General features: G+C 56.0%; 20 protein-coding genes. 5 read left to right on the forward strand and 15 right to left on the reverse strand.

Annotated features, from left to right (window positions below; translation table 11 throughout):
• Nucleotides 1-190: 190 nt before the first annotated feature.
• From FKCLFG_RS12695 to FKCLFG_RS12725, 7 genes are all read right to left on the reverse strand, one after another.
• A complete protein-coding gene (locus FKCLFG_RS12695; RefSeq protein ID WP_472613442.1) occupies nucleotides 191-1,063 on the reverse strand; it encodes a cytochrome c oxidase subunit 3 in 873 nt (290 codons plus the stop codon).
• Nucleotides 1,064-1,092: 29 nt separating this feature from the next.
• The gene (locus FKCLFG_RS12700) at nucleotides 1,093-1,308 is read right to left on the reverse strand and encodes a DUF2970 domain-containing protein (protein ID WP_472613443.1); all 216 of its coding nucleotides are present in this window, start codon (nucleotides 1,306-1,308) and stop codon (nucleotides 1,093-1,095) included.
• 10 nt (nucleotides 1,309-1,318) lie between these two features.
• Nucleotides 1,319-1,894 (reverse strand): cytochrome c oxidase assembly protein, encoded by a 576-nt coding sequence (locus tag FKCLFG_RS12705; RefSeq protein ID WP_472613444.1) that lies wholly within the window; start codon nucleotides 1,892-1,894, stop codon nucleotides 1,319-1,321.
• A 2-nt stretch (nucleotides 1,895-1,896) separates the two neighbouring features.
• The gene (locus FKCLFG_RS12710; RefSeq protein ID WP_472613445.1) at nucleotides 1,897-2,004 is read right to left on the reverse strand and encodes a cytochrome oxidase small assembly protein; all 108 of its coding nucleotides are present in this window, start codon (nucleotides 2,002-2,004) and stop codon (nucleotides 1,897-1,899) included.
• A 38-nt stretch (nucleotides 2,005-2,042) separates the two neighbouring features.
• Entirely contained in the window at nucleotides 2,043-3,638 is a 1,596-nt protein-coding gene (ctaD, locus tag FKCLFG_RS12715) for a cytochrome c oxidase subunit I (RefSeq protein WP_472613446.1), read from the reverse strand.
• A 21-nt stretch (nucleotides 3,639-3,659) separates the two neighbouring features.
• Nucleotides 3,660-4,817 carry a cytochrome c oxidase subunit II gene (gene coxB / locus FKCLFG_RS12720; RefSeq protein ID WP_472613447.1) on the reverse strand — a complete coding sequence of 386 codons (1,158 nt, stop codon included), beginning with the start codon at nucleotides 4,815-4,817 and terminating at the stop codon, nucleotides 3,660-3,662.
• A 255-nt stretch (nucleotides 4,818-5,072) separates the two neighbouring features.
• Nucleotides 5,073-6,023 carry a methyltransferase domain-containing protein gene (locus FKCLFG_RS12725; protein ID WP_472613448.1) on the reverse strand — a complete coding sequence of 317 codons (951 nt, stop codon included), beginning with the start codon at nucleotides 6,021-6,023 and terminating at the stop codon, nucleotides 5,073-5,075.
• Nucleotides 6,024-6,089: 66 nt separating this feature from the next.
• On the opposite strand from FKCLFG_RS12725, the gene FKCLFG_RS12730 reads away from it, so the two are divergent.
• Together FKCLFG_RS12730 and trmL are read left to right on the forward strand one after the other, a co-directional pair.
• Nucleotides 6,090-6,833: a ComF family protein gene (locus FKCLFG_RS12730; protein ID WP_472613449.1), complete on the forward strand. Its 744-nt coding sequence runs from the start codon at nucleotides 6,090-6,092 to the stop codon at nucleotides 6,831-6,833.
• Nucleotides 6,834-6,860: 27 nt separating this feature from the next.
• Entirely contained in the window at nucleotides 6,861-7,331 is a 471-nt protein-coding gene (gene trmL, locus FKCLFG_RS12735) for a tRNA (uridine(34)/cytosine(34)/5-carboxymethylaminomethyluridine(34)-2'-O)-methyltransferase TrmL (protein ID WP_472613450.1), read from the forward strand.
• Nucleotides 7,332-7,479: 148 nt separating this feature from the next.
• Here trmL and FKCLFG_RS12740 read toward each other — a convergent pair whose 3' ends face one another.
• The 4 genes from FKCLFG_RS12740 to FKCLFG_RS12755 all read right to left on the reverse strand — a co-directional run bounded on the left by FKCLFG_RS12740 (nucleotide 7,480) and on the right by FKCLFG_RS12755 (nucleotide 9,870).
• Nucleotides 7,480-7,842: a copper-binding protein gene (locus tag FKCLFG_RS12740; protein WP_472613451.1), complete on the reverse strand. Its 363-nt coding sequence runs from the start codon at nucleotides 7,840-7,842 to the stop codon at nucleotides 7,480-7,482.
• Nucleotides 7,843-7,855: 13 nt separating this feature from the next.
• Nucleotides 7,856-8,311: a DUF411 domain-containing protein gene (locus tag FKCLFG_RS12745; RefSeq protein ID WP_472613452.1), complete on the reverse strand. Its 456-nt coding sequence runs from the start codon at nucleotides 8,309-8,311 to the stop codon at nucleotides 7,856-7,858.
• A 63-nt stretch (nucleotides 8,312-8,374) separates the two neighbouring features.
• Nucleotides 8,375-8,878 (reverse strand): D-glycero-beta-D-manno-heptose 1-phosphate adenylyltransferase, encoded by a 504-nt coding sequence (gene rfaE2, locus FKCLFG_RS12750; protein ID WP_472613453.1) that lies wholly within the window; start codon nucleotides 8,876-8,878, stop codon nucleotides 8,375-8,377.
• A gap of 140 nt (nucleotides 8,879-9,018) precedes the next feature.
• On the reverse strand, nucleotides 9,019-9,870 hold the full coding sequence (locus tag FKCLFG_RS12755) for a ferritin family protein (protein ID WP_472613454.1): 852 nt from the start codon (nucleotides 9,868-9,870) through the stop codon (nucleotides 9,019-9,021).
• A gap of 176 nt (nucleotides 9,871-10,046) precedes the next feature.
• Between FKCLFG_RS12755 and FKCLFG_RS12760 the strand changes: the two genes are divergently transcribed.
• Entirely contained in the window at nucleotides 10,047-12,176 is a 2,130-nt protein-coding gene (locus tag FKCLFG_RS12760) for a methyl-accepting chemotaxis protein (RefSeq protein ID WP_472613455.1), read from the forward strand.
• Between the two features lie 178 nt (nucleotides 12,177-12,354).
• Here FKCLFG_RS12760 and FKCLFG_RS12765 read toward each other — a convergent pair whose 3' ends face one another.
• Both FKCLFG_RS12765 and FKCLFG_RS12770 read right to left on the reverse strand, forming a co-directional pair.
• A complete protein-coding gene (locus FKCLFG_RS12765; RefSeq protein WP_472613456.1) occupies nucleotides 12,355-13,143 on the reverse strand; it encodes a ZIP family metal transporter in 789 nt (262 codons plus the stop codon).
• Between the two features lie 109 nt (nucleotides 13,144-13,252).
• Nucleotides 13,253-14,149, reverse strand: a complete 897-nt coding sequence (locus tag FKCLFG_RS12770; protein WP_472613457.1) for a dienelactone hydrolase family protein — start codon at nucleotides 14,147-14,149, stop codon at nucleotides 13,253-13,255.
• Nucleotides 14,150-14,380: 231 nt separating this feature from the next.
• On the opposite strand from FKCLFG_RS12770, the gene phbB reads away from it, so the two are divergent.
• Nucleotides 14,381-15,124: an acetoacetyl-CoA reductase gene (gene phbB / locus FKCLFG_RS12775; protein ID WP_472613458.1), complete on the forward strand. Its 744-nt coding sequence runs from the start codon at nucleotides 14,381-14,383 to the stop codon at nucleotides 15,122-15,124.
• Here phbB and FKCLFG_RS12780 read toward each other — a convergent pair.
• Nucleotides 15,121-16,008 (reverse strand): DMT family transporter, encoded by an 888-nt coding sequence (locus tag FKCLFG_RS12780; protein ID WP_472613459.1) that lies wholly within the window; start codon nucleotides 16,006-16,008, stop codon nucleotides 15,121-15,123. The two genes, phbB and FKCLFG_RS12780, sit on opposite strands and share 4 nt — an antisense overlap.
• Before the next feature lie 208 nt (nucleotides 16,009-16,216).
• Nucleotides 16,217-18,958 carry a DNA polymerase I gene (polA, locus tag FKCLFG_RS12785; RefSeq protein WP_472613460.1) on the reverse strand — a complete coding sequence of 914 codons (2,742 nt, stop codon included), beginning with the start codon at nucleotides 18,956-18,958 and terminating at the stop codon, nucleotides 16,217-16,219.
• On the opposite strand from polA, the gene FKCLFG_RS12790 reads away from it, so the two are divergent.
• A complete protein-coding gene (locus FKCLFG_RS12790; RefSeq protein WP_472615856.1) occupies nucleotides 18,959-19,696 on the forward strand; it encodes an LOG family protein in 738 nt (245 codons plus the stop codon).
• Nucleotides 19,697-19,723: the final 27 nt, after the last annotated feature.

The raw sequence follows: 19,723 nt of genomic DNA on the forward strand, positions 1-19,723 counted from the left end.
TGACCAGGACAATCGCAATCCTGTTCCAGCAAAAAAGCCGCACCGAAGTGCGGCTTTTTTGTCTGTCCGTATTGAGTCAGAAGGTTTTATTCCACGTCTAAATCAATCGTGAACGCGAAGGCGAAGCGCAGGCAGTACGCAGATACGGCAAGCGAAGCCGGCAAAGTGCACGTTTGGTTTAGAAATGGAATTACAACCAGTAGATCACCACATACAGGCCAAGCCAGACCACATCCACGAAATGCCAGTACCAGGCGGCACCTTCAAATGCGAAATGCTGCTGCGGCGTAAAGTGCCCTTTCAGGACACGGTACAAGATAACCGACAACATAATCGCTCCTATTGTGACGTGGAAGCCGTGAAAGCCAGTGAGCAAAAAGAAGGTCGAACCATAAATGCCTGACGTCAGCTTCAAGTTCAGTTCACTGTACGCATGCATGTATTCATAAACCTGGAAGCCAATGAACGTGGCTCCCAGCAATATTGTCGCAAAAAGCCATAAAGCGGTCTTGGCGCGCGCACCTGCACGCATAGCATGGTGCGCAATCGTCAACGTCACGCCTGATGTCAGCAGCAATGCAGTATTGATGGTTGGAATCGGGAATGGCCCCATAGTCTGGAATGGCTCGACCGTACCGGCAGGACCAGCATTACCCCAGTGTGCGCTAAAGTCTGGCCACAAAAGTTTGTGATCCAAGTCTCCGAGCCATGGCATCGAGATGCTGCGCGCATAGAAAAGTGCGCCAAAAAATGCCGCAAAAAACATCACCTCCGAAAAGATGAACCAACCCATACTCCAACGGAACGACGTATCAATGCGCTGACTGTACAAACCGCCTTCGGACTCGGCAATGGTGTCGCCGAACCATCTGTACAGGACGGCGATTAGCATCAGTATGCCTGCGATATTGGCATACGAACCCCAAGCCAGATCGTTCACCCAGGCCGCTGCGCCGAACATCGCTATTAATAGCGATACGCTTGCAAACGCGGGCCATTTTGAAGGACCTGGGATGAAATAATATGGCGCGCCAGACTGCGCTTTAGCGTGTTGAGAACTCATTTACATCTCCCGATACGAATATTTGTGTGCTATTTTGCGACGACTATCCTGACGATAATCACCAGCGTCGCAATAAAAATCACGGCGCCAATAACACCGGCGATAATCACATGCACAGGATTTAGTTGTGCGGCATCTTGTTCGTAACCGCTCTTCTTACGCACCCCCAAAAACGACCATAAGACCGCTTTCATGGTCGCCAGAAACGATGACTTGCGCGGCTTTTCCTGTTTTAAGTCCTGCATCAACACCCTCTTAGATCGATTTTTGTAGCTGACCATCAACTTCAAAAAAAGTGTAGGACAGAGTAATTGTCTTCACGTTTTTGGGCAGCGCTGGGTCAATATAAAATACCACCGGCATTTGTTTTGCTTCGTTGGGTTTCAGCGTTTGCTGCTGAAAGCAGAAGCACTCCACCTTCTTGAAATGTGCCTGGGCCTGTTGCGGCGCATAGCTTGGAATCGCCTGTGCATTAATACTGCGGGCCTGGGTATTGACCACCTCATAAATGACTTGCGCCATTTCACCCGGGTGTACCTGCAAACTGCTTACGGTCGGCCGAAAACGCCAGGGCCCTTGCGCATTGGCATCAAACTCCACCGTAATGGTCCTGGTTTTGTCCACTTGCGTATTACCTACCGCCTGCAGACCAGTCTCTTGCGTAGTCAGGATATTGATACCAGTTATTTCGCAAATCTTTTTGTAAAGCGGGATCAGCGCATAACCAAACCCAAACATCAGACTGGCAATCAACAGCAACTTGCCCAGCATTTGCCTATTCAAGGATTTACCCGGCGTTAATTCAGAATCACCGTTTGTGCGCTTATCCATTTTCAGCGAAACCAGACTTGCTTGATGATCACGCCCAGAAAAAACGTCAAAGCAATTGAGGCAAGTATTAATGCCATTTTAAAATTATTAGGTTTTTTTGGCTCTGACATTTACTTCGTCTGGCGGGCCTGTTCAACCCGCCACCCCTTTATTTAACGATTGGCGGCACTTCAAAAGTATGGAATGGCGCCGGACTAGGCACGGTCCACTCCAGGCCTTCGGCACCCTCCCATGGCTTGTCCGCTGCCTTTTTGCCGCCCCGGATGGTGGGAATTACGATCGCCAGCAGGAAGTACACCTGCATCAGACCAAAACCGAGACCGCCAATCGATGCGACCACGTTAAAGTCGGTGAATTGCGCCGGATAGTCAGCGTAACGACGCGGCATGCCAGCCAGGCCCAGGAAGTGCATCGGAAAGAAAGTGACATTAAACAGGATCAACGAACCCCAGAAATGGATTTTTCCACGCAATTCGTTGTACATGAAACCGGTCCATTTCGGACTCCAGTAATAGAAACCGGCGAACATGGCAAACAGCGAACCGGCCACCAGCACATAGTGAAAATGCGCCACTACGTAATAGGTATCCTGCACTTGGATGTCAATTGGAGCAACCGCCAGAATCAGCCCGGTAAAACCGCCCATTGTGAACACGAAGATGAATCCGACTGCAAACAGCATCGGGGTTTCGAAAGTCATCGAGCCGCGCCACATGGTCGCGATCCAGTTGAAAATCTTAACCGCAGTCGGCACTGCGACCAGCATGGTTGCGTACATGAAAAATAGCTGACCCGTGACCGGCATGCCGGTAGCGAACATGTGATGCGCCCAGACAGTGAACGACAGAATCGCGATTGCTGCGGTCGCATAGACCATCGACGCATAGCCAAACAGTTGTTTGCGAGCGAAAGTAGGAATAATGTGCGAAATAATTCCAAACGCCGGCAAAATCATGATGTAGACCTCAGGATGGCCGAAGAACCAAAAAATGTGCTGAAACATTACCGGATCGCCACCGCCGGCCGCATTAAAAAATGAAGTGCCGAAGTGACGATCGGTCAGTGTCATTGTTATCGCGCCAGCCAGTACCGGCATCACCGCGATCAGCAGGTAGGCAGTGATCAACCAGGTCCAGCAGAACATCGGCATCTTCATCAGCGTCATGCCGGGTGCACGCATATTCAGCACGGTGGTAATGATATTGATCGATCCCATGATGGATGAAGCGCCCATCAGATGGACGGCAAAAATTGCCATGTCCATTCCAGGCCCCATTTGCGTCGACAACGGTGCATACATGGTCCAGCCGGCTGCGTTGGCGCCACCCGGCGCCAGGAAGGAAGTTACCAGCAGAAGGGCCGCCGGCGGCATCAGCCAGAACGAGAAGTTGTTCATGCGCGCAAAAGCCATGTCGGCTGCGCCGATTTGCAGCGGAATCATCCAGTTGGCGAAACCCACGAAGGCCGGCATGATGGCGCCGAAAATCATGATCAGACCGTGCATCGTGGTCAGTTGATTAAAGAATTCCGGCTGCATCAACTGCAAGCCTGGCTGGAACAATTCCGCCCGGATCCCCATCGCCAGCACCCCACCCACCATCAGCATGGTGAGCGAAAAGCACAGGTACAAAGTACCGATATCCTTGTGGTTGGTGGCATATAACCAGCGGCGCCAACCGTGCGGATGGTCATGCGCGTGGTCGTGAGAATGATCGGGTGCGTGGTCGATTGCAGTTGTACTCATCTCAATATCCTAAAGATTCAATTACTTGCGCGCTGCAAGGACTTCGGCTGGCTGAACAATGTTTTGCTGGGCCTTGTTGGACCAATTATTACGCGTGTAAGTGATTACCGCAGCAAGGTCAGTATCAGAAAGCATTTTCCAGGATGGCATCGCATTTTTGCCATTCAACACCAGTTTGATTTGATCAATTTTAGGTCCCGTCACCACCGCGGACCCATCTAGTGCGGGAAATGCTCCCGGAACGCCTTTGCCGCTTGCCTGATGACAGGCAACGCAGTTGGCCGCATACACCTGGTTGCCGCGCTGCTTGAGTTCATCCACGGTCCAGGTCTTGTTCGGATCGTCCGCTTTGGCTGCCAGTTCTTTCTTTTTGGCATTAACCCATTGGGTATATTCGGCATCCGTTACGACCTTGACGACAATCGGCATGAATGCGTGTTCTTTGCCGCACAATTCGGAACACTGACCGCGGTAAGTACCCGTTTTTTCCACCTTGAACCAGGTGTCGCGCACAAAACCGGGAACCGCATCTTGCTTGACGCCGAATGAAGGAATCGCCCAGGAATGGATCACATCGTTGGCAGTGAGGATAATGCGGACCTTCTTGTTGACCGGGACAACGACTTCGTTATCGACTTCCAGAAGATAATTGTCGCTTTTGATCTTGGTCGGATCGACCACTTGCTCGCGTGGCGTGGACATGCTGGAAAGGAAAGAGACCCCTTGGCCTTCACCCTTGATGTAATCGTAGCCCCACTTCCATTGCATGCCGGTTGCCTTGATGGTGAGGTCCGCATTGGAAGTATCTTTCATCGCCACCACCGTCTTGGTAGCCGGCAATGCCATGCCGATCACGATCAGAAAAGGAACCACTGTCCAGGCAATTTCGACTGTCGTGCTTTCGTGGAAGCTGGCCGATTTATGGCCCTTGGATTTGCGGTGCTTGACAATAGAATAAAACATCACCGCAAACACCGCGACGAAAATTACCAGGCAAATATATAGCATCAAAGTATGCAACGAGTAGATCTCGCGCGCGATCTGCGTCACGGGTGTCTGCAAATTCAGCTGCATCACGGCTGGGCCACCCGGACTATCCACTGCGGCCCACGACGGCAATCCTGTTGCCAGAAGCGCAGTGCCGACCATCAACGATTGAAGTCGTTTTGCATTTTTCATTTTGTCCCCAACAACCCTAAATTAGAATTTTTATGACTACTTGACGCTTGTGCGCTCTGATTGTTGCGCAAACTCGCGCCTCTTGCCTTCCGTCAAAAACGACTCTATGCCGATTTTTTATATCGGTAGAAGTATAAGTTGTAATCTGAACTATTATCAAGCGCTAAAACGCTCTGACCGTACCGGGGAATGTTGGCAAAAGATTGGCAGCCTAGTCTTGACCGCCGGCGCTGCCGGCGATACGAAACCGCTGTCTTATTTTTGGTTGGGATTGGGCGTTATCCGGATAATGGATTCACCGCTGCTGATCACTTTGGGCGCTGGCCTGAATGCGTGGCCGTAAATGATTTCGAAGGTCAGAGGAATTTTGCCATCAGCCTGACGCAGTTGCTCCAGATGGTCGACGATTCTGGACCAGTCGCCTTTGCCCAGCAAGCCGCGCCGGCGCGTAGACAGCGGGTTGCCGCCCAGCGCGCGCACATCCGCCATCAGCTTTTCCACGCTGGCGTAGGTGACCGTGATGTGCTCCATGTCCATCACCGGAGTCGAAAATCCGGCGTCCACCAGCATGTCGCCCAAATCATGCATATCGACAAACGGCAGCACGTGCGGTGCGGCATCGACAGCGGCAAATGCGTTGCGCAACTCCTTGCAGGTGTCGGGACCGAAACAGGAAAACATCAGCAAGCCGTCTTGCCGCAGCACCCGACGCCATTCGAGAAATACGCGGTCCGGTTGCGGGTGCCAGTGCAGGGCCAGATTCGACCAGACCAGATCGACCGCATCGCGCGCCAGCGGCAACCGGGCGAAATCGGCACACAGCAAGAATGCATCCAGACCGGCACCCGAGCGGCCCTTGCCGGGAAGGTATTTTGTCAGCAGGCGCTGCACCGAGGATAGCGCTGCGCCCAACCGACGCTCGGCCTCCAGCAGCATCGCAGCCGAGGCATCCGCGCCCAGTATCTGGGCATTGGCATACTGCTTTTTCAGCAGCGCCAAATCGCCGCCCGCGCCGCAACCGGCGTCCAGCAGCCGTTGCGGATCGATTTTTACCAGCTCCAGGCGCTCGAACATTCTGGCCGACACTTCGCGGCGCAAGAATTCGGCATCAGACACCCGCGGCGCAGAAGAAAACAAATGCCGCACACGCGCCAGGTCTATCGGCGCGCTCAAGCGGAGTTCGGAAGAGGAAGGTGGTGTCGTCACGGAGATATCGCTTCAGCAATGAGATAATCGAGCCTCAGTTTACACGCTTGAGGGCAGCACCACCGCATGCAATCCCGAATCCACCACTGGTCTCATCTGTTGCGCAGCCGCATGTTATCGCTGCTGCCGTCCTGTTGCGCGCTTTGCGGCGCTGCGGCGCCGGCTGCGATCTGCAACGCTTGCCTGCTTCAGTATGGCCGTCGGCGGCAGCAACGTTGTCCGCAATGCGCTTCGCTACTGAACGGCAACGAAGCATCCACGACGGTTTGCGGCACCTGCCTGAAAAACCGTCCGGCATTCGATGCCACGGTGGTCGCGGTGGATTACGCGGCACCGCTGGATCAACTGGTGCTGGCGCTGAAATTCGGCAGCCAGCTGGCGCTGGCGCCGCTTTTTTCGGCAATGCTGCGCGACGCGATGCTGGAACAGTCCGACTGCGCGCTTCCCACGCTATTGACGGCGGTTCCGCTGAGTCGGCAAAGATTGACGGAGCGCGGCTTCAATCAAGCGCTGGAAATCGCCAAGCCGCTGTCGCGCGCATTGGGAATCGATTTGTTTCCGGCTGCAGCATGCCGCCTGCGCGATACCCAGGCACAAGCCACTCTGCGGCCGCAAGAACGCAGCAAAAACATCCGGCAGGCATTCAGCGTGCCGGCGGATGCAATCGATCGCATCCGCGGCCAGCACATCGGCATCGTCGATGATGTAATCACTACCGGAGAAACGCTCAATGAACTGGCCGCAACCCTGAAACGCTTCGGCGCGGCACGCGTCACCAACCTGGTCTTTGCGCGCACGCCGGCGCATTGAAATTGCTCAAAATATCTGGAGAATAGCTTGTTCCATGTCGTACTGGTTGCACCTGAAATCCCGCCGAACACCGGCAACATCATTCGCCTGTGCGCCAACAGCGGCGCTCAATTGCACCTGATCGAACCGCTCGGCTTTGCGCTGGACGATGCAAAAATGCGCCGCGCGGGACTCGATTATCACGACTATGCAACGATGCTGGTACACCGCGACTGGGCCGCCTTCATCAGCGCTGCGACGCCTGACCCGGCCCGCATGTTCGCACTCACCACGCATGGTTCAACCCCGTTCGGCGCGGTTTCCTTCAAGCCCGGCGATTTTTTCGTGTTTGGTTCGGAAACGAAAGGGCTGGACCCGCAACTGCGCGACACCTTCCCGCTTGAGCAACGCATCCGCCTGCCGATGCGCCCGAATAATCGCAGCCTGAATTTATCCAACACGGTTGCGGTAGTAGTCTATGAAGCGTGGCGGCAGAATGCCTTTGCGGGCGGAAACTGAAGCGCTGCAAAGAAGAAATCACAAGGGGTATATGCGAAAATAGTGCACTTCACGCAATATTTCATTGCGAATATAAAAATACATTATTCAGTATAAGAAATAAAAAAGACCGCACTAGACGGTCTTATGATGCTGAAAAAGGCGTAACTTATTGGGCCGGTTCCATCCGCAATACCGTATAAACGCTCTTGACGATATTGACATGAAAGCGGATTTCCTGACCCGCCTGCACCTGTTCCAGCATGGCTGGGTCCTTGACACCGAACATCATCGTCATCGGCCCCATGCCCAAATTCTTGATCTCGCCATGGGCGATTGTGATCTTACCGGTGCCCTTGTCCACTTTTTTGACCACGCCTTGCGACAACACTGGCTCGGCAGGCACGACGACGCCGGTTTTTGCAGCGCCTGCAGCCAATCCTGCAACCGGTCCCGGCGCTGCAGCCAAAGCCAGCGGCGTCAGCGCGCAAGCCAGCGCCAGGCGCAGTCCCGCTTTAGTTGTTGCGTTCATCTTTTTCCTTGCATTATTTTGAGGTGCCGCTGTAATGCCGGTACACCGCATATTGGCCGTCGGCGCGGAATGCCAGCACATCGTACGGGTCGCTGCGCGGCCCTTCCATGCCGGGCGAACCCTGCACCATGGCAGGTACCGCCAACCCTTTCACTTTCGGACGATCGGCCAGCAAGCGCTTGATTTCGCGCGCCGGAACATGGCCTTCCAGTGCGTAGCCGCCGACCAATCCGGTATGGCAAGAGGCCAGCGCTTCGGGCACGCCGAATTTTTTCCGGTAGCCGGTAGTGTCGTCCACATCATGCGCATTCACGGTAAACCCGTTGGCGCGCAAATGATCAACCCACAGATGGCAACAGCTGCAACTAGGCGTTTTATATACTTCAATCGCCGGCAATGCGGCTTGTGCCTGCAAGTGCACGCCCATAACACTTGCCAATATTGACTGCAATACAATGCGACGCTTCATATCGTGCCTTTCATACTTTTCTCATTCATTTTAAAAAATACGCGGTGATCCCTCGCTGCCCCCTCAATTACCCGAGCGCACTTTTTGTAGCAACTGGGTAGTCGAGCGGTCATGTGCGAAATCGATTGCCACTGCCTGCCCGCCGTATGCCAGCACGGCCTGTCCTTCCGGAATTGCCGTCATATCGTAATCGCCGCCCTTGGCGTAAATCGCGGGACGCGCCTGCTGCACCACTTCCAGCGCGGTGTCCTCGTCAAACGGCACCACCAGACTGACCGATTCCAGCGCCGCCAATACGGCCATCCGGTCTTCACAGGAATTCAGCGGACGCTCGGCGCCCTTGCCCAGACGCTTGACCGAGGCATCGGTATTTACCGCCACCACCAGCGACGCCCCCAGCGCGCGCGCCTGCGCCAGATACGTCACATGGCCGCGATGCAGGAGGTCGAACACGCCGTTGGTCAAGACCACCGGCTGCGGCAATGCGGCAATACGGGCTTGGAGTTCGGTGCGCGGGCAGAGCTTGGCTTCAAATAAAAGCGGTGGGAATAGCGGTGGAATAGGCATCAGAGTTGCGACAGAAGTCCGGTTAATTATTAACTACATGGAGTATGGCAATAAACATGCTTATTGCCGCTCGTATTTAGCGCAACATTAAAAATACTGTGGAAAAAATCAGAATTTTGCGGCACTCAGGCAACGCACATTTAGGCAACTTCCGCCGTGGCTGCCAACCGCGCTGCAATTTCTTTACGGTAATGATTCAAATCCTGCACCGAATCGAAGCTGCGCTCCAGCAGCAGCGACAGATTGTGCAGGATGCGCTCGACCACCTTTTTTTCCCAAACGCCATCGAATTTGATCTGGTCGTCCAGCCAGTGCTCCAGCCAGCCCGGGTCGGGTACCCGCGATTGCACGGTATCGTTCGGAAACAGCGCATGGTTGACATGCAGATTGGTCGGGTGCAACGGCTTCTCGGTGCGGCGGGCCGACGCCATCAGCACGCCGATCCGGGCGAAAGCGCCGCGCGCCTTGTCGCCGTTGGCCAGCAAGGCCTTCTTCATGTAGCGCAAATAGGCGCCGCCGTGGCGCGCTTCGTCCTGGCTAATCAACTTGTAAATCTGCTTGATGACCGGCTCGTTATGCCAGTCGGCGGCGCAGCGATACCAGTGGTTGAGGCGGATTTCACCGCAAAAATGCATGGTCAGGGTTTCCAGCGCCGGCGCCGGATCGAACTCGAAACGCACTCGGTCTAACTCGGCCTCGGTGGGCACGAATGCGGGGCGAAAGCGGCGCAGATATTCCATCATGGCCAGCGAATGTTTTTGCTCTTCGAAGAACCAGATCGACATGAAGGCGCAAAAATCGCTGTCATCGCGATTGTCGCGCATAAACATCTCGGTGGCCGGCAGCGCCGACCATTCGGTAATCGCGTTCATCTTGATGGTTTGCGCCTGCTCGTCGGTGAGCAGGCTGGCGTCGAAGCTGTCCCACGGAATATCCGTCTCCATGTTCCAGCGCACTTGCTCGAGCGATTTAAACAGTTCCGGATACAACATACGTGCCTTCAAATTTGGTGAATTTACCGGCTGATTTTAGCAGAGATGCCCTTTTGCTTTTAGGCCCGGAATATTTCTGCTTCGCAGCCAGCAAAGGACTCTCGTCAACTAAAGTTCGGAGTGATTTTGCCGTTGATGTGTACGGAGTTCATTTCAATATATTTGCGGATAAAATCATGCATACAATAATCAGCAACATTCGCAACTGGGGCATCGGGACTAAACTCGCGCTCGCAATATTAATGCTGGTCGGCAGCCTGTATACTTGCTTTACGCTCGCGATCGGCTACTCGAACAAGCAGTTGATGGAATCCCAGACGACGGCAGCGCTCAGGACGCAAGCCAGGATGGTCGTCGACATGATTGACGTCCTCGATAGCACGACCCGCAATGAAGTCACCCGCTCCACAAAATTATTGAAAAATTATTTCTACGGCGAATTTACGGTCGATACAACCGCCATGGTCAATGTCGGCGGCACCCAGACCCCCACCCTGAAGAATGGCGACACCCCGCTCAATCTCGATTTTTCGGTAGTGGACAACTTTCTCGGCCAGACCGGCGCCACGGCCACGATTTTCGTCAAGTCGGCAGAAGATTTCATACGGGTCTCGACCTCGGTCAAAAAAGAGGACGGACAGCGCGCAGTGGGCACGCTGCTCGATCGCAACTATCCCGGCTATAAGCTGTTGATCGCGGGCCAATCATATAGCGGGCCGGCGATGCTCTTCGGCCGCCAATTCATGACCCAGTATGACCCGATCAAGGATGCCAGCGGCAAGGTAATCGGCATCCTGTATGTCGGCGTGGACATCACCGATGGTCTCGAAGCGCTCAAAAACAAGATCAAAAACGTCAAAATAGGCCAGACCGGTTATTTCTACGTACTGAACGCGAAAGAAGGCCCGGACTACGGCAAACTGACCATCCATCCAACGCTGGAAGGAAAGAACATGCTGGAGGCGAAAGACGCCAACGGCATCAGCTTCGTCAAGGAAATAGTGATCAAGAAGCAAGGCACCATCTCTTATCCGTGGAAGAACAAGGGCGAGTCGTCAGCGCGCGAAAAAATTGCCATATACGACCACATCAAGGGCTGGGACTGGGTAGTAGTCGGCGGCGTATATACGGATGAGATTACCAACGCGGCAACCTCGCTGCGCAACACTTACGCCATCATCGGCACCCTCCTCAACCTGTTTTTGGCAAGCCTTTTGTATCTGGTGATACGCCAGATGGTCAGTCGTCCGCTCGGCGCTGCGACGCGAGCCGCACAGCAAATTGCCGCGGGCGACCTGACTACCGCGATCAAAAGCGGTGGACGCGACGAACTCGGCCAACTCGCAGCGGCCATGAACGGCATCAGCCAGGGTTTGGCCCGCGTAGTCGGCAATGTCCGGGTGGGCACCGACACCATCGCCGTCGCCTCGCGCGAAATCGCTTCCGGCAATGCCGACCTGTCCTCGCGCACCGAATCTCAGGCCAGTTCGCTGGAAGAAACCGCCAGCTCAATGGAACAACTGACCGGCACCGTGCGTCAAAATGCCGACAATGCGCGCCAGGCCAACCAACTGGCCGCCACCGCCTCCACAGTGGCAGTCAAAGGCGGCCAAGTGGTGTCGCAAGTGGTCAACACCATGGGCTCGATCAAGGCCAGCTCGCGCAAGATCGCCGACATCATCAGCGTCATCGACGGCATCTCCTTCCAGACCAATATCCTGGCGCTGAATGCGGCGGTCGAAGCGGCCCGCGCCGGCGAACAGGGGCGCGGCTTTGCGGTGGTCGCCACCGAAGTGCGCAACTTGGCGCAGCGCTCGGCTTCCGCTGCGAAGGAAATCAAGGCGTTGATCGACGATTCGGTACGACAAGTCGATCAGGGCAGCAAGCTGGTGGACGACGCCGGCCAGACCATGAATGAAATCGTCAGCTCGGTCAAACGGGTGGCCGACATCATGAGCGAGATTACCGCCGCCAGCCAGGAGCAAAGCGACGGCATCGAACAGGTCAACCAAGCCATCGGCCAGATGGATGAAATGACGCAACAGAATGCGGCGCTGGTGGAACAGGCGGCGGCTGCTGCCGAAAGCCTGCAGGATCAGGCTGTGTCGCTGGCGCAGGCGGTCAGCGTTTTCAAGCTGGGCAGCGAAACTTCAGCGGTGCTGGCGCCGCGTGCGCCTGCGGCAAAAATTCCGGCGACTGCCAAAACCGTCTCGAAGCAAAAAGCCATCACGGCTACGGCTATAGCCGCACCAAAATCTGGAAAAAAACCGGCTGGCGCGAACAGTGACGAGTGGGAAGAGTTTTAAACCAGAGCACGAGCAGGGCCACCGTTACATGTGAAAAAGGGAGCCGAAGGCTCCCTTTCTGGTTTTGGTGCTAAAAACTACGCGATGACGCGTTAAAAATAAAAATACAGCATAATGTATTTTTAAAAATCTACCATTTATATGCGGAAAAACATATTTTTATCGGCATACTCTACCATTAGTGTGTTTGTCCGGTGAGATACAAGACCGTCACCACGCCCAATCCGATCAAAGCGATCTGCGGCACGGTTTCGCGCAGGGTGGCGCGGCGCTGCATTTGCGGCATCAGGTCGGACACCGCGATATAGATGAAGCCGGACGAGGCCAGCACCAGCACATAGGGAATGGCGCCGGTGGCAGACTCCAGCGTGAAATAGCCGAGCAAGCCGCCCAGCACCGCCAGCAGACTGCTAATCAAGTTGTAGGTAAAGGCGCGCGCGCGGCTGAAGCCGGCATTGAGCAACACGATGAAGTCGCCGATTTCCTGTGGAATTTCGTGCGCGATGATGGCCAGGCCAGTGACAATGCCAAGCTTGGGATCGGCCAGGAATGCGGCGGCGATCAGGATGCCGTCGGTGAAATTGTGCAAGCCGTCACCGATCAGAATCATCAGACCCGACTTGCCGGCTTCGCGCATATCGTGACCGTGTGCATGCGCGTGACCGTCGCCTTCATGGTGGTGCGAGTGGCGCAGAATGGCGAATTTTTCCAGCAGGAAAAACCCCATCAAGCCGCCGAACAGCGTGGCGAAAAGAGTATGCGTATCGGCTTGCGACTCGAACGCTTCCGGCAGCGCGTGCAACAGGGAAGTCGACAACAGGATGCCGACCGAAAAGCTGACCATTCTATCCACCAGCGTCGATAACAGGCTAAACGAAAAAATCGCTGCAGCAACAATGCTGCCCACGCCTGCTATCGTTGTTGCGAGCAGGATGGATATAAGGGTGGAGTTAATTTTAAGCCTCATGTTTGCAACTGGGTTGCAATTAGAACACGGACAAGGGCTGCCTGTAAACAAGCAGCCAATTCAAGCGGTTGATTCAGCAGTTAAGTTTACGGAGGCAGGTGCAGTCGATTTACGCTACGCCGTTCGCCTTGAACCAGGCCAGACAGCGCTGCCAGCCGTCCTTGGCATCGACTTCGACATAGCTAGGCCGATAGTCGGCATAAAAAGCATGGCCGGAGTCCGGATACACCACGAATTCGGAATGGCTGCTGCCCTTGGCCAGCGCCGTTTGCATTTGCTCGATGGTATCTTGCCCGATCCCGCCATCCTTGCCGCCATACAGGCCAAGCACCGGCGCCTTCAGGCTGGCAGCGATATCGATCGGCTGACGGGGCGTCAGTGCGAGATCGTTGCCGCTAGTGCTGGCCACCAGTCGGCCATACCACGCCACGCCGGCTTTGATGTCCGGATTGTGCGCCGCGTACAGCCAGGCGATACGCCCGCCCCAGCAAAATCCGGTAACACCGAGCTTGCCGGTATTGCCGCCATGTTTGCGAGCCCAGACGGCACAGGTATCCAGATCGCCCATCACTTGGGCGTCCGGCACCTTATTTATCACTTTATCGATCAATTCACCCAGCGCCGGGTAAGCGCGCGGATCGCCCTGGCGTACGAACAATTCGGGCGCCAGCGCCAGATAGCCCTGCTTGGCAAAGCGGCGCGCGACATCGGCGATATGTTCATGCACGCCGAAAATCTCGGACACCACCAAGATCACCGGCAAATCGGTCTTGCCGGCCGGCTGGGCCCGATACACCGGCACGCTCTGACCATTCACATCAATGGTGATCTGGCCTGCAGTCAAACCGATACTATCGGTCTTGATCACGGTCTGCGCCATCACAGGCAGCACCGCAGCCGCAAAGCCGGCACCCAAGGTGGTTTTCAGGAAATCGCGCCGCCCCAATGGCTCCGACAAGGGTGTCCTGCTCACCAGGCTATCGAAATCTTGTTCCATGTGTGGCATTTTTATGCTCCAAAAGACAGTGGCAATCGGAATAATTCAGAAACAGTGCATATCATATCCATAACTGGGCTGAAGCATCGGCCGCAGCAACAGCGCCAGCAGGTGCTTTGCACTGTAGTGGCTTGATCGCAATCAAGCCTGACTTGCGCTGCGATCCATAAACTTAACATCATCAACACAGCGATGCTGATACGTATCAGGAAAATTTGCACAACCAACGGGGAAAACAGCATGACCAAAAAAATTGCAGTAGTAACAGGCGGCACCGGCGGCATCGGCACCGCAGCCTGCCGCGCTTTGTGCCAACAGGGGCGACGCGTGATTGCAACTTACTTTAACGGCGACCAGGAAAACGCAGCCGCCTGGCAACGGAGCATGCGGGAACAATCATTCGAAGTTGCGGTGTATCCGGTCGATATCAGCGACTTCGCTTCCTGCCAGGAGTTGATCGAACGCATTAGCTCTGACATCGGCGTGGTCGATATCCTGGTCAACAATGCTGGCATTACGCGCGATGGCACGCTCAAAAAAATGTCGGTCGAAAACTGGCTGGCGGTGATCAACACCGATCTCAACGGCGTCTTCAACATGACGCGCCAGGTGTTCGACGGCATGCTGACGCGCGGCTGGGGACGGGTGGTGAATATTTCGTCGGTGAATGGCCAAAGAGGGCAATTCGGCCAGGCTAATTACAGCGCCGCCAAAGCCGGCGTGCATGGCTTCGCGATGGCGGCGGCGCAGGAAGGCGCGCGCAAGGGCGTTACCGTCAACACCATTTCACCGGGCTACATCGGCACCGAGATGACACTAGCGGTAGCCGAAGAAATGCGCCAGCAAATCATCGCGCAAATCCCGGTCGGCCACATGGGCACGCCGGATGACATCGGCCGCACGGTAGCGTTCCTCTGCGATGACGCGGCCGGTTTCATCACTGGAGCCGATTTTTCGATCAATGGCGGGCTGCATATGGGTTAAGCCGAGGTGGTAATCGGGCGTCTCAGCCGGATCACGCCATTGGCCAAGGCGGTGCCGCACAATACCAGCGCGCCGCCGAACAGCTTGCTCCAGCCGACCGTCTCCCCCAGAAACAACGCGCCCCACAGCACGCCGAATACCGGAATCAGGAAGGTTACCGACAACGCGCGCATCGGTCCGACATCCTTGATCAGCCTGAAAAAAATCAGATAAGCGGCACCGGTACAGACGATCGCCAATAAGCTCACCGCCAGCCAGTCGGCGCTACTGGGATTTTGCTGGATCGGCAGCAACAGTGCGAATGGCAACACCAGGATTGCAGCGGCCCACATGCTGCCGTGTGCGTTATCGGTTGGATCAATAGCGAGCGGTGACTGCTTGGTGTAGGCACTGGCTAGCCCATAACAAAACGGCGCCGCCAGACCGGCCGCAATCGCCAGCCACCAGCCATCGCCATGCACCATCGGAGTGCCCGCCACTAACGTCGCCACCCCGAACACGCCCAGCACCAGCCCCAGCGCAGCCGAAAGGCCGACCGGTTGGCGCAGCCAGAGCGCGACAATGATGGCGCCGAAAATGGGCGCGGAAGAATTCAAAATCGACAGCAGCGACGCGCTTAAAGTCTGCGCTGCATACGCGAACAACAGAAACGGCAGCGCCGAATTGAGTAGGCCGATGATCAGGAAATGCCGCCAGTGTTGCAGCAAATGGGTCTGCCGTCCGAGCATGCGGCACATCAGCCACAGGAAGACTGCAGCCAGCCCGACCCGCAATTCGATCAACACGCCCGGCCCGAACACCGGTGCGCCGATGCGCATGAACAAAAAGGAGCCGCCCCAGATGGCGGCCAGCGCGATTAAGCGAAAAATACTTGCGACATCCATGTGCGCCTCTGCGGATTAAGACTTACGCAATATACAGGTCCCGTGCCTGCGGCCCGGTGCAGGCACGCAGATCTGCGCTACTAAAGCATCGTAGGTCGGGTTAGCGATAGCGTAACCCGACATCCTCAGCCGCAAATGTCGGGTTACGCGATGAAGCCGCTAACCCGACCTACAAAACTTGCGATTTCATACTGCCAATCACAAACAATCAATGCGCTTCATCCCAGTTGTTGCCGACGCCGACCTCGGCAATCAGCGGCACTTTCAGCTTGGCCACGCCGGCCATGATCGCAGGCAATTTGTCGCGCACAATAGACAGTTCGGCTTGCGGCACTTCCAGCACCAGTTCATCGTGGACCTGCATGATCATTTTCGATTGCATTCGGTCTTGTTCCAGCCAATCCTGCACTGCCACCATCGCCAGCTTGATCAGATCGGCTGCGGTACCCTGCATCGGCGCATTGATCGCGGCCCGCTCGGCGCCTTGGCGGCGCGGACCATTCGGGGAGTTGATCTCCGGCAGCCACAGGCGGCGGCCGAACACGGTTTCGACATAGCCGCGCGACTTGGCTTCCAGCTTGGTGTCGTCCATGAAGCGCTTGACGCCGGAAAAACGGGCAAAATATTTATCGATGTACTGTTGTGCGGCCGCGCGCTCGATGCCGAGATTGCCGGCCAGGCCGAACGCGCTCATGCCGTAAATCAGGCCGAAGTTGATGACCTTGGCGTAACGGCGCTGCTGGCTCGACACTTCCAGCGGCGTGACGCCGAAGATCTCGGCGGCGGTGGCACGATGGATGTCTTCGCCGGCGGCAAAAGCGCGCAGCATGTTGGTGTCGCCGGAGATATGCGCCATGATCCGCAACTCGATCTGCGAATAATCAGCTGATACGATCACGCTGCCCGCTGGCGCAATGAAAGCTTCGCGGATGCGCCGCCCTTCAACGCTGCGAATCGGGATGTTTTGCAGATTCGGGTCGTTTGACGCCAGCCGGCCAGTCACCGCCACCGCTTGCGCATAATTGGTATGTACGCGCCCGGTCTGCGGGTTGACCATCTTCGGCAACTTGTCGGTGTAGGTCGATTTCAGCTTCGCCAGGCCGCGGTATTCGAGCAGCACTTTAGGCAGCGGATAATCCTCGGCCAATTTTTGCAGCACTGCTTCATCGGTTGAAGGCGCGCCGGACGGAGTTTTCTTGAGCGCCGGCAATTTCAATTTATCGAAGAATATTTCACCCAGCTGCTTCGGCGAATTCAGGTTGAACGGCTGACCGGCCAATTCGTAAGCGTTCTGCTCCAGTTCCAGCATCCGCTTGCCGAGTTCGTTCGACTGCTGGCCCAGCAGTTCGGCATCGATCAGGACGCCGTTGCGCTCGATCTTTTGCAGCGTGACGGCGGTCGGCAGCTCAATTTTTTCGTAAATGAAGGTCAGGCCAGCATCGGCTTCAACTTCTGGCCACATCGCCTGATGCAGTTGCAATGTGATGTCGGCGTCTTCGGCCGCATATTCGGTGGCAACGCCGATCTCAACCTGGTCGAAGCAAATTTGGGATGCGCCCTTGCCGCAGACGTCGGCGAAGCTGATGGTCTTGTGGTTCAGGTGGCGCAGCGCCAGACTGTCCATGTTGTGGGCCTTGTGCGACTCGAACACGTACGACTCCAGCAACGTGTCGTGGCGAATGCCGCGCAGCGTCACGCCGTGATTGGCAAATACATGACTGTCGTACTTCAGATTCTGGCCGACTTTGTTCTGGCTGGCATCTTCCAGCCACGGTTTCAGTCGGGACAGCACGAATTCAATTGACAATTGCTGCGGCGCATCCTGATAACTGTGCGCCAGCGGAATGTAGGCAGCGCAGCCTGCCACGCAACACAGAGAAATGCCGACCAAGCGCGCCTGCATCGGCTCCAGCGAAGTGGTTTCGGTATCGAGCGAAGTCAGCGTCGCAGCCGAAATCGCCGCCAGCCAGCGCTCCAAGTCGGCTTCGGTGAGCACGGTTTCGTACTGTTTTTCGACTGCCGCCGGTGCCGAGGCGGTAACGACATTCGGCCCGGTTGGCGTGGCGCTTCGGCCCACCTGCTCGGCCAGCTGACTGCTCAACTCGCGTAGCCAGCTCTTGAAGCCGTAGCGGGAAAACAAGGCCAGCATCGCTTCCCGGTCTTCGGGCAATTGTTGCAGCGATTCGGGAATGCTCTTCATCTGCGCCGACAAATCGCAATCGGTCTTGACAGTCACCAGCACCTTGGCCTGCGGCAGCCATTCCAGCGCAGTGCGCAGATTCTCGCCGACTACGCCCTTGATGTTGGCGGCGTTTTGCATCACGCCTTCCAGCGAATCGTATTCGGCCAGCCATTTAAGCGCGGTTTTCGGCCCCACTTTGGATACGCCCGGCACGTTGTCGACGGTGTCGCCGATCAGGCTCAGGTAATCGACGATGCGCTCGGGCGGCACGCCGAATTTGGCGACTACGCCGGCATGGTCGAGCTTTTCGTTGCTCATGGTATTAATCAGCATCACATGGTCGTTGACCAGCTGCGCCAGATCCTTGTCGCCGGTCGAGATCACGGTATCCATGCCGCGCTTGGCGGCCTCCACCGCCAGCGTGCCGATCACGTCGTCGGCCTCGATGCCTTCTATCATCAGGATCGGCCAGCCCATGGCCCGCGTTGCTTCATGGATCGGCGCGATCTGGCGCACCAGGTCTTCCGGCATCGCCGCGCGCTGCGCCTTGTACTGCGGATACAGGTCGTCGCGGAAGGTCTTGCCTTTGGCGTCGAAGACACAGGCCATGTATGCTGCGGGATAATCGTGGCGCAAGCGACGCAGCATGTTGATCATGCCGTACATGGCGCCGGTTGGCGCCCCTTCGGCGTTGCGCAAATCGGGCAAGGCATGAAAGGCGCGATACAGATAACTGGAACCGTCGACTAATAACAGGGTTTTATGCATATGGAAGAAATTGGGAAAAGGGTGCTGCGCTTGCGGCAGGTGACGGACAAGGAACGCGCCACCTCGCAAAAAGCGCGCGAATCGTGGCATATGTTCACGATTATGGCAGAATTTATTGAGTCCACCGAACGGCTTTCCGAGCTACGCCCGGCGGTTTCGATCTTCGGCTCCGCCCGGCTCAAGCCGGAAAATCCGTATTACATCATGTGCGTGGATGTCGCCCGGCGCTTGTCGGATGCCGGTTTTGCGGTGATTTCGGGCGGCGGCCCAGGCATCATGGAAGCCGCCAACAAGGGCGCGTTCGAGGGCAAATCGCCGTCCGTCGGCCTCAATATCGAGCTGCCGCACGAGCAAACCCGTAATGCGTGGCAAAACATCTCGATCAGTTTCCGGCATTTTTTTGCGCGCAAGGTGGCTTTCGTCAAGTATGCCGATGCCTACGTGGTGTTTCCCGGCGGCTTCGGCACGCTGGACGAACTGAGTGAAGCGCTGACCCTGATCCAGACCGGAAAATCACGCCCGATGCCGATCATCCTGGTCGGCACCACATACTGGTGCGGCTTGCTGGGCTGGTTTCACGAAACCATGCTGGCTGCCGGCGTAATCAATGAAACAGACCTCGACTTGATCCATCTGATCGATGAGCCGTCTAATATCGTCGATGCCATCTTTGCTTTTTATGAAGCGCGCGAGATTGAACTGTCGGAAGAAGAGCGGCAAAAAATGCTGTATTTGTAATCCATTCTTGAGCGCCACAGACTCTGT

The organism is Gelidimonas denitrificans (assembly GCF_055694065.1).

Excerpts from the sequence above, each read along its gene's own strand:
- FKCLFG_RS12710 (WP_472613445.1), bottom strand. The coding sequence starts at position 2,004 with ATGTCAGAGCCAAAAAAACCTAATAATTTTAAAATGGCATTAATACTT.
- polA (WP_472613460.1), bottom strand. The coding sequence starts at position 18,958 with ATGCATAAAACCCTGTTATTAGTCGACGGTTCCAGTTATCTGTATCGC.
- FKCLFG_RS12755 (WP_472613454.1), bottom strand. The coding sequence starts at position 9,870 with ATGTTGTATCCGGAACTGTTTAAATCGCTCGAGCAAGTGCGCTGGAAC.
- FKCLFG_RS12780 (WP_472613459.1), bottom strand. The coding sequence starts at position 16,008 with ATGGATGTCGCAAGTATTTTTCGCTTAATCGCGCTGGCCGCCATCTGG.
- ctaD (WP_472613446.1), bottom strand. The coding sequence starts at position 3,638 with ATGAGTACAACTGCAATCGACCACGCACCCGATCATTCTCACGACCAC.
- FKCLFG_RS12770 (WP_472613457.1), bottom strand. The coding sequence starts at position 14,149 with ATGCCACACATGGAACAAGATTTCGATAGCCTGGTGAGCAGGACACCC.
- FKCLFG_RS12745 (WP_472613452.1), bottom strand. The coding sequence starts at position 8,311 with ATGAAGCGTCGCATTGTATTGCAGTCAATATTGGCAAGTGTTATGGGC.
- FKCLFG_RS12705 (WP_472613444.1), bottom strand. The coding sequence starts at position 1,894 with ATGGATAAGCGCACAAACGGTGATTCTGAATTAACGCCGGGTAAATCC.
- FKCLFG_RS12695 (WP_472613442.1), bottom strand. The coding sequence starts at position 1,063 with ATGAGTTCTCAACACGCTAAAGCGCAGTCTGGCGCGCCATATTATTTC.
- FKCLFG_RS12790 (WP_472615856.1), top strand. The coding sequence starts at position 18,959 with ATGGAAGAAATTGGGAAAAGGGTGCTGCGCTTGCGGCAGGTGACGGAC.
- FKCLFG_RS12740 (WP_472613451.1), bottom strand. The coding sequence starts at position 7,842 with ATGAACGCAACAACTAAAGCGGGACTGCGCCTGGCGCTGGCTTGCGCG.
- rfaE2 (WP_472613453.1), bottom strand. The coding sequence starts at position 8,878 with ATGCCTATTCCACCGCTATTCCCACCGCTTTTATTTGAAGCCAAGCTC.
- coxB (WP_472613447.1), bottom strand. The coding sequence starts at position 4,817 with ATGAAAAATGCAAAACGACTTCAATCGTTGATGGTCGGCACTGCGCTT.
- FKCLFG_RS12700 (WP_472613443.1), bottom strand. The coding sequence starts at position 1,308 with ATGCAGGACTTAAAACAGGAAAAGCCGCGCAAGTCATCGTTTCTGGCG.
- FKCLFG_RS12760 (WP_472613455.1), top strand. The coding sequence starts at position 10,047 with ATGCATACAATAATCAGCAACATTCGCAACTGGGGCATCGGGACTAAA.
- phbB (WP_472613458.1), top strand. The coding sequence starts at position 14,381 with ATGACCAAAAAAATTGCAGTAGTAACAGGCGGCACCGGCGGCATCGGC.
- FKCLFG_RS12765 (WP_472613456.1), bottom strand. The coding sequence starts at position 13,143 with ATGAGGCTTAAAATTAACTCCACCCTTATATCCATCCTGCTCGCAACA.
- FKCLFG_RS12730 (WP_472613449.1), top strand. The coding sequence starts at position 6,090 with ATGCAATCCCGAATCCACCACTGGTCTCATCTGTTGCGCAGCCGCATG.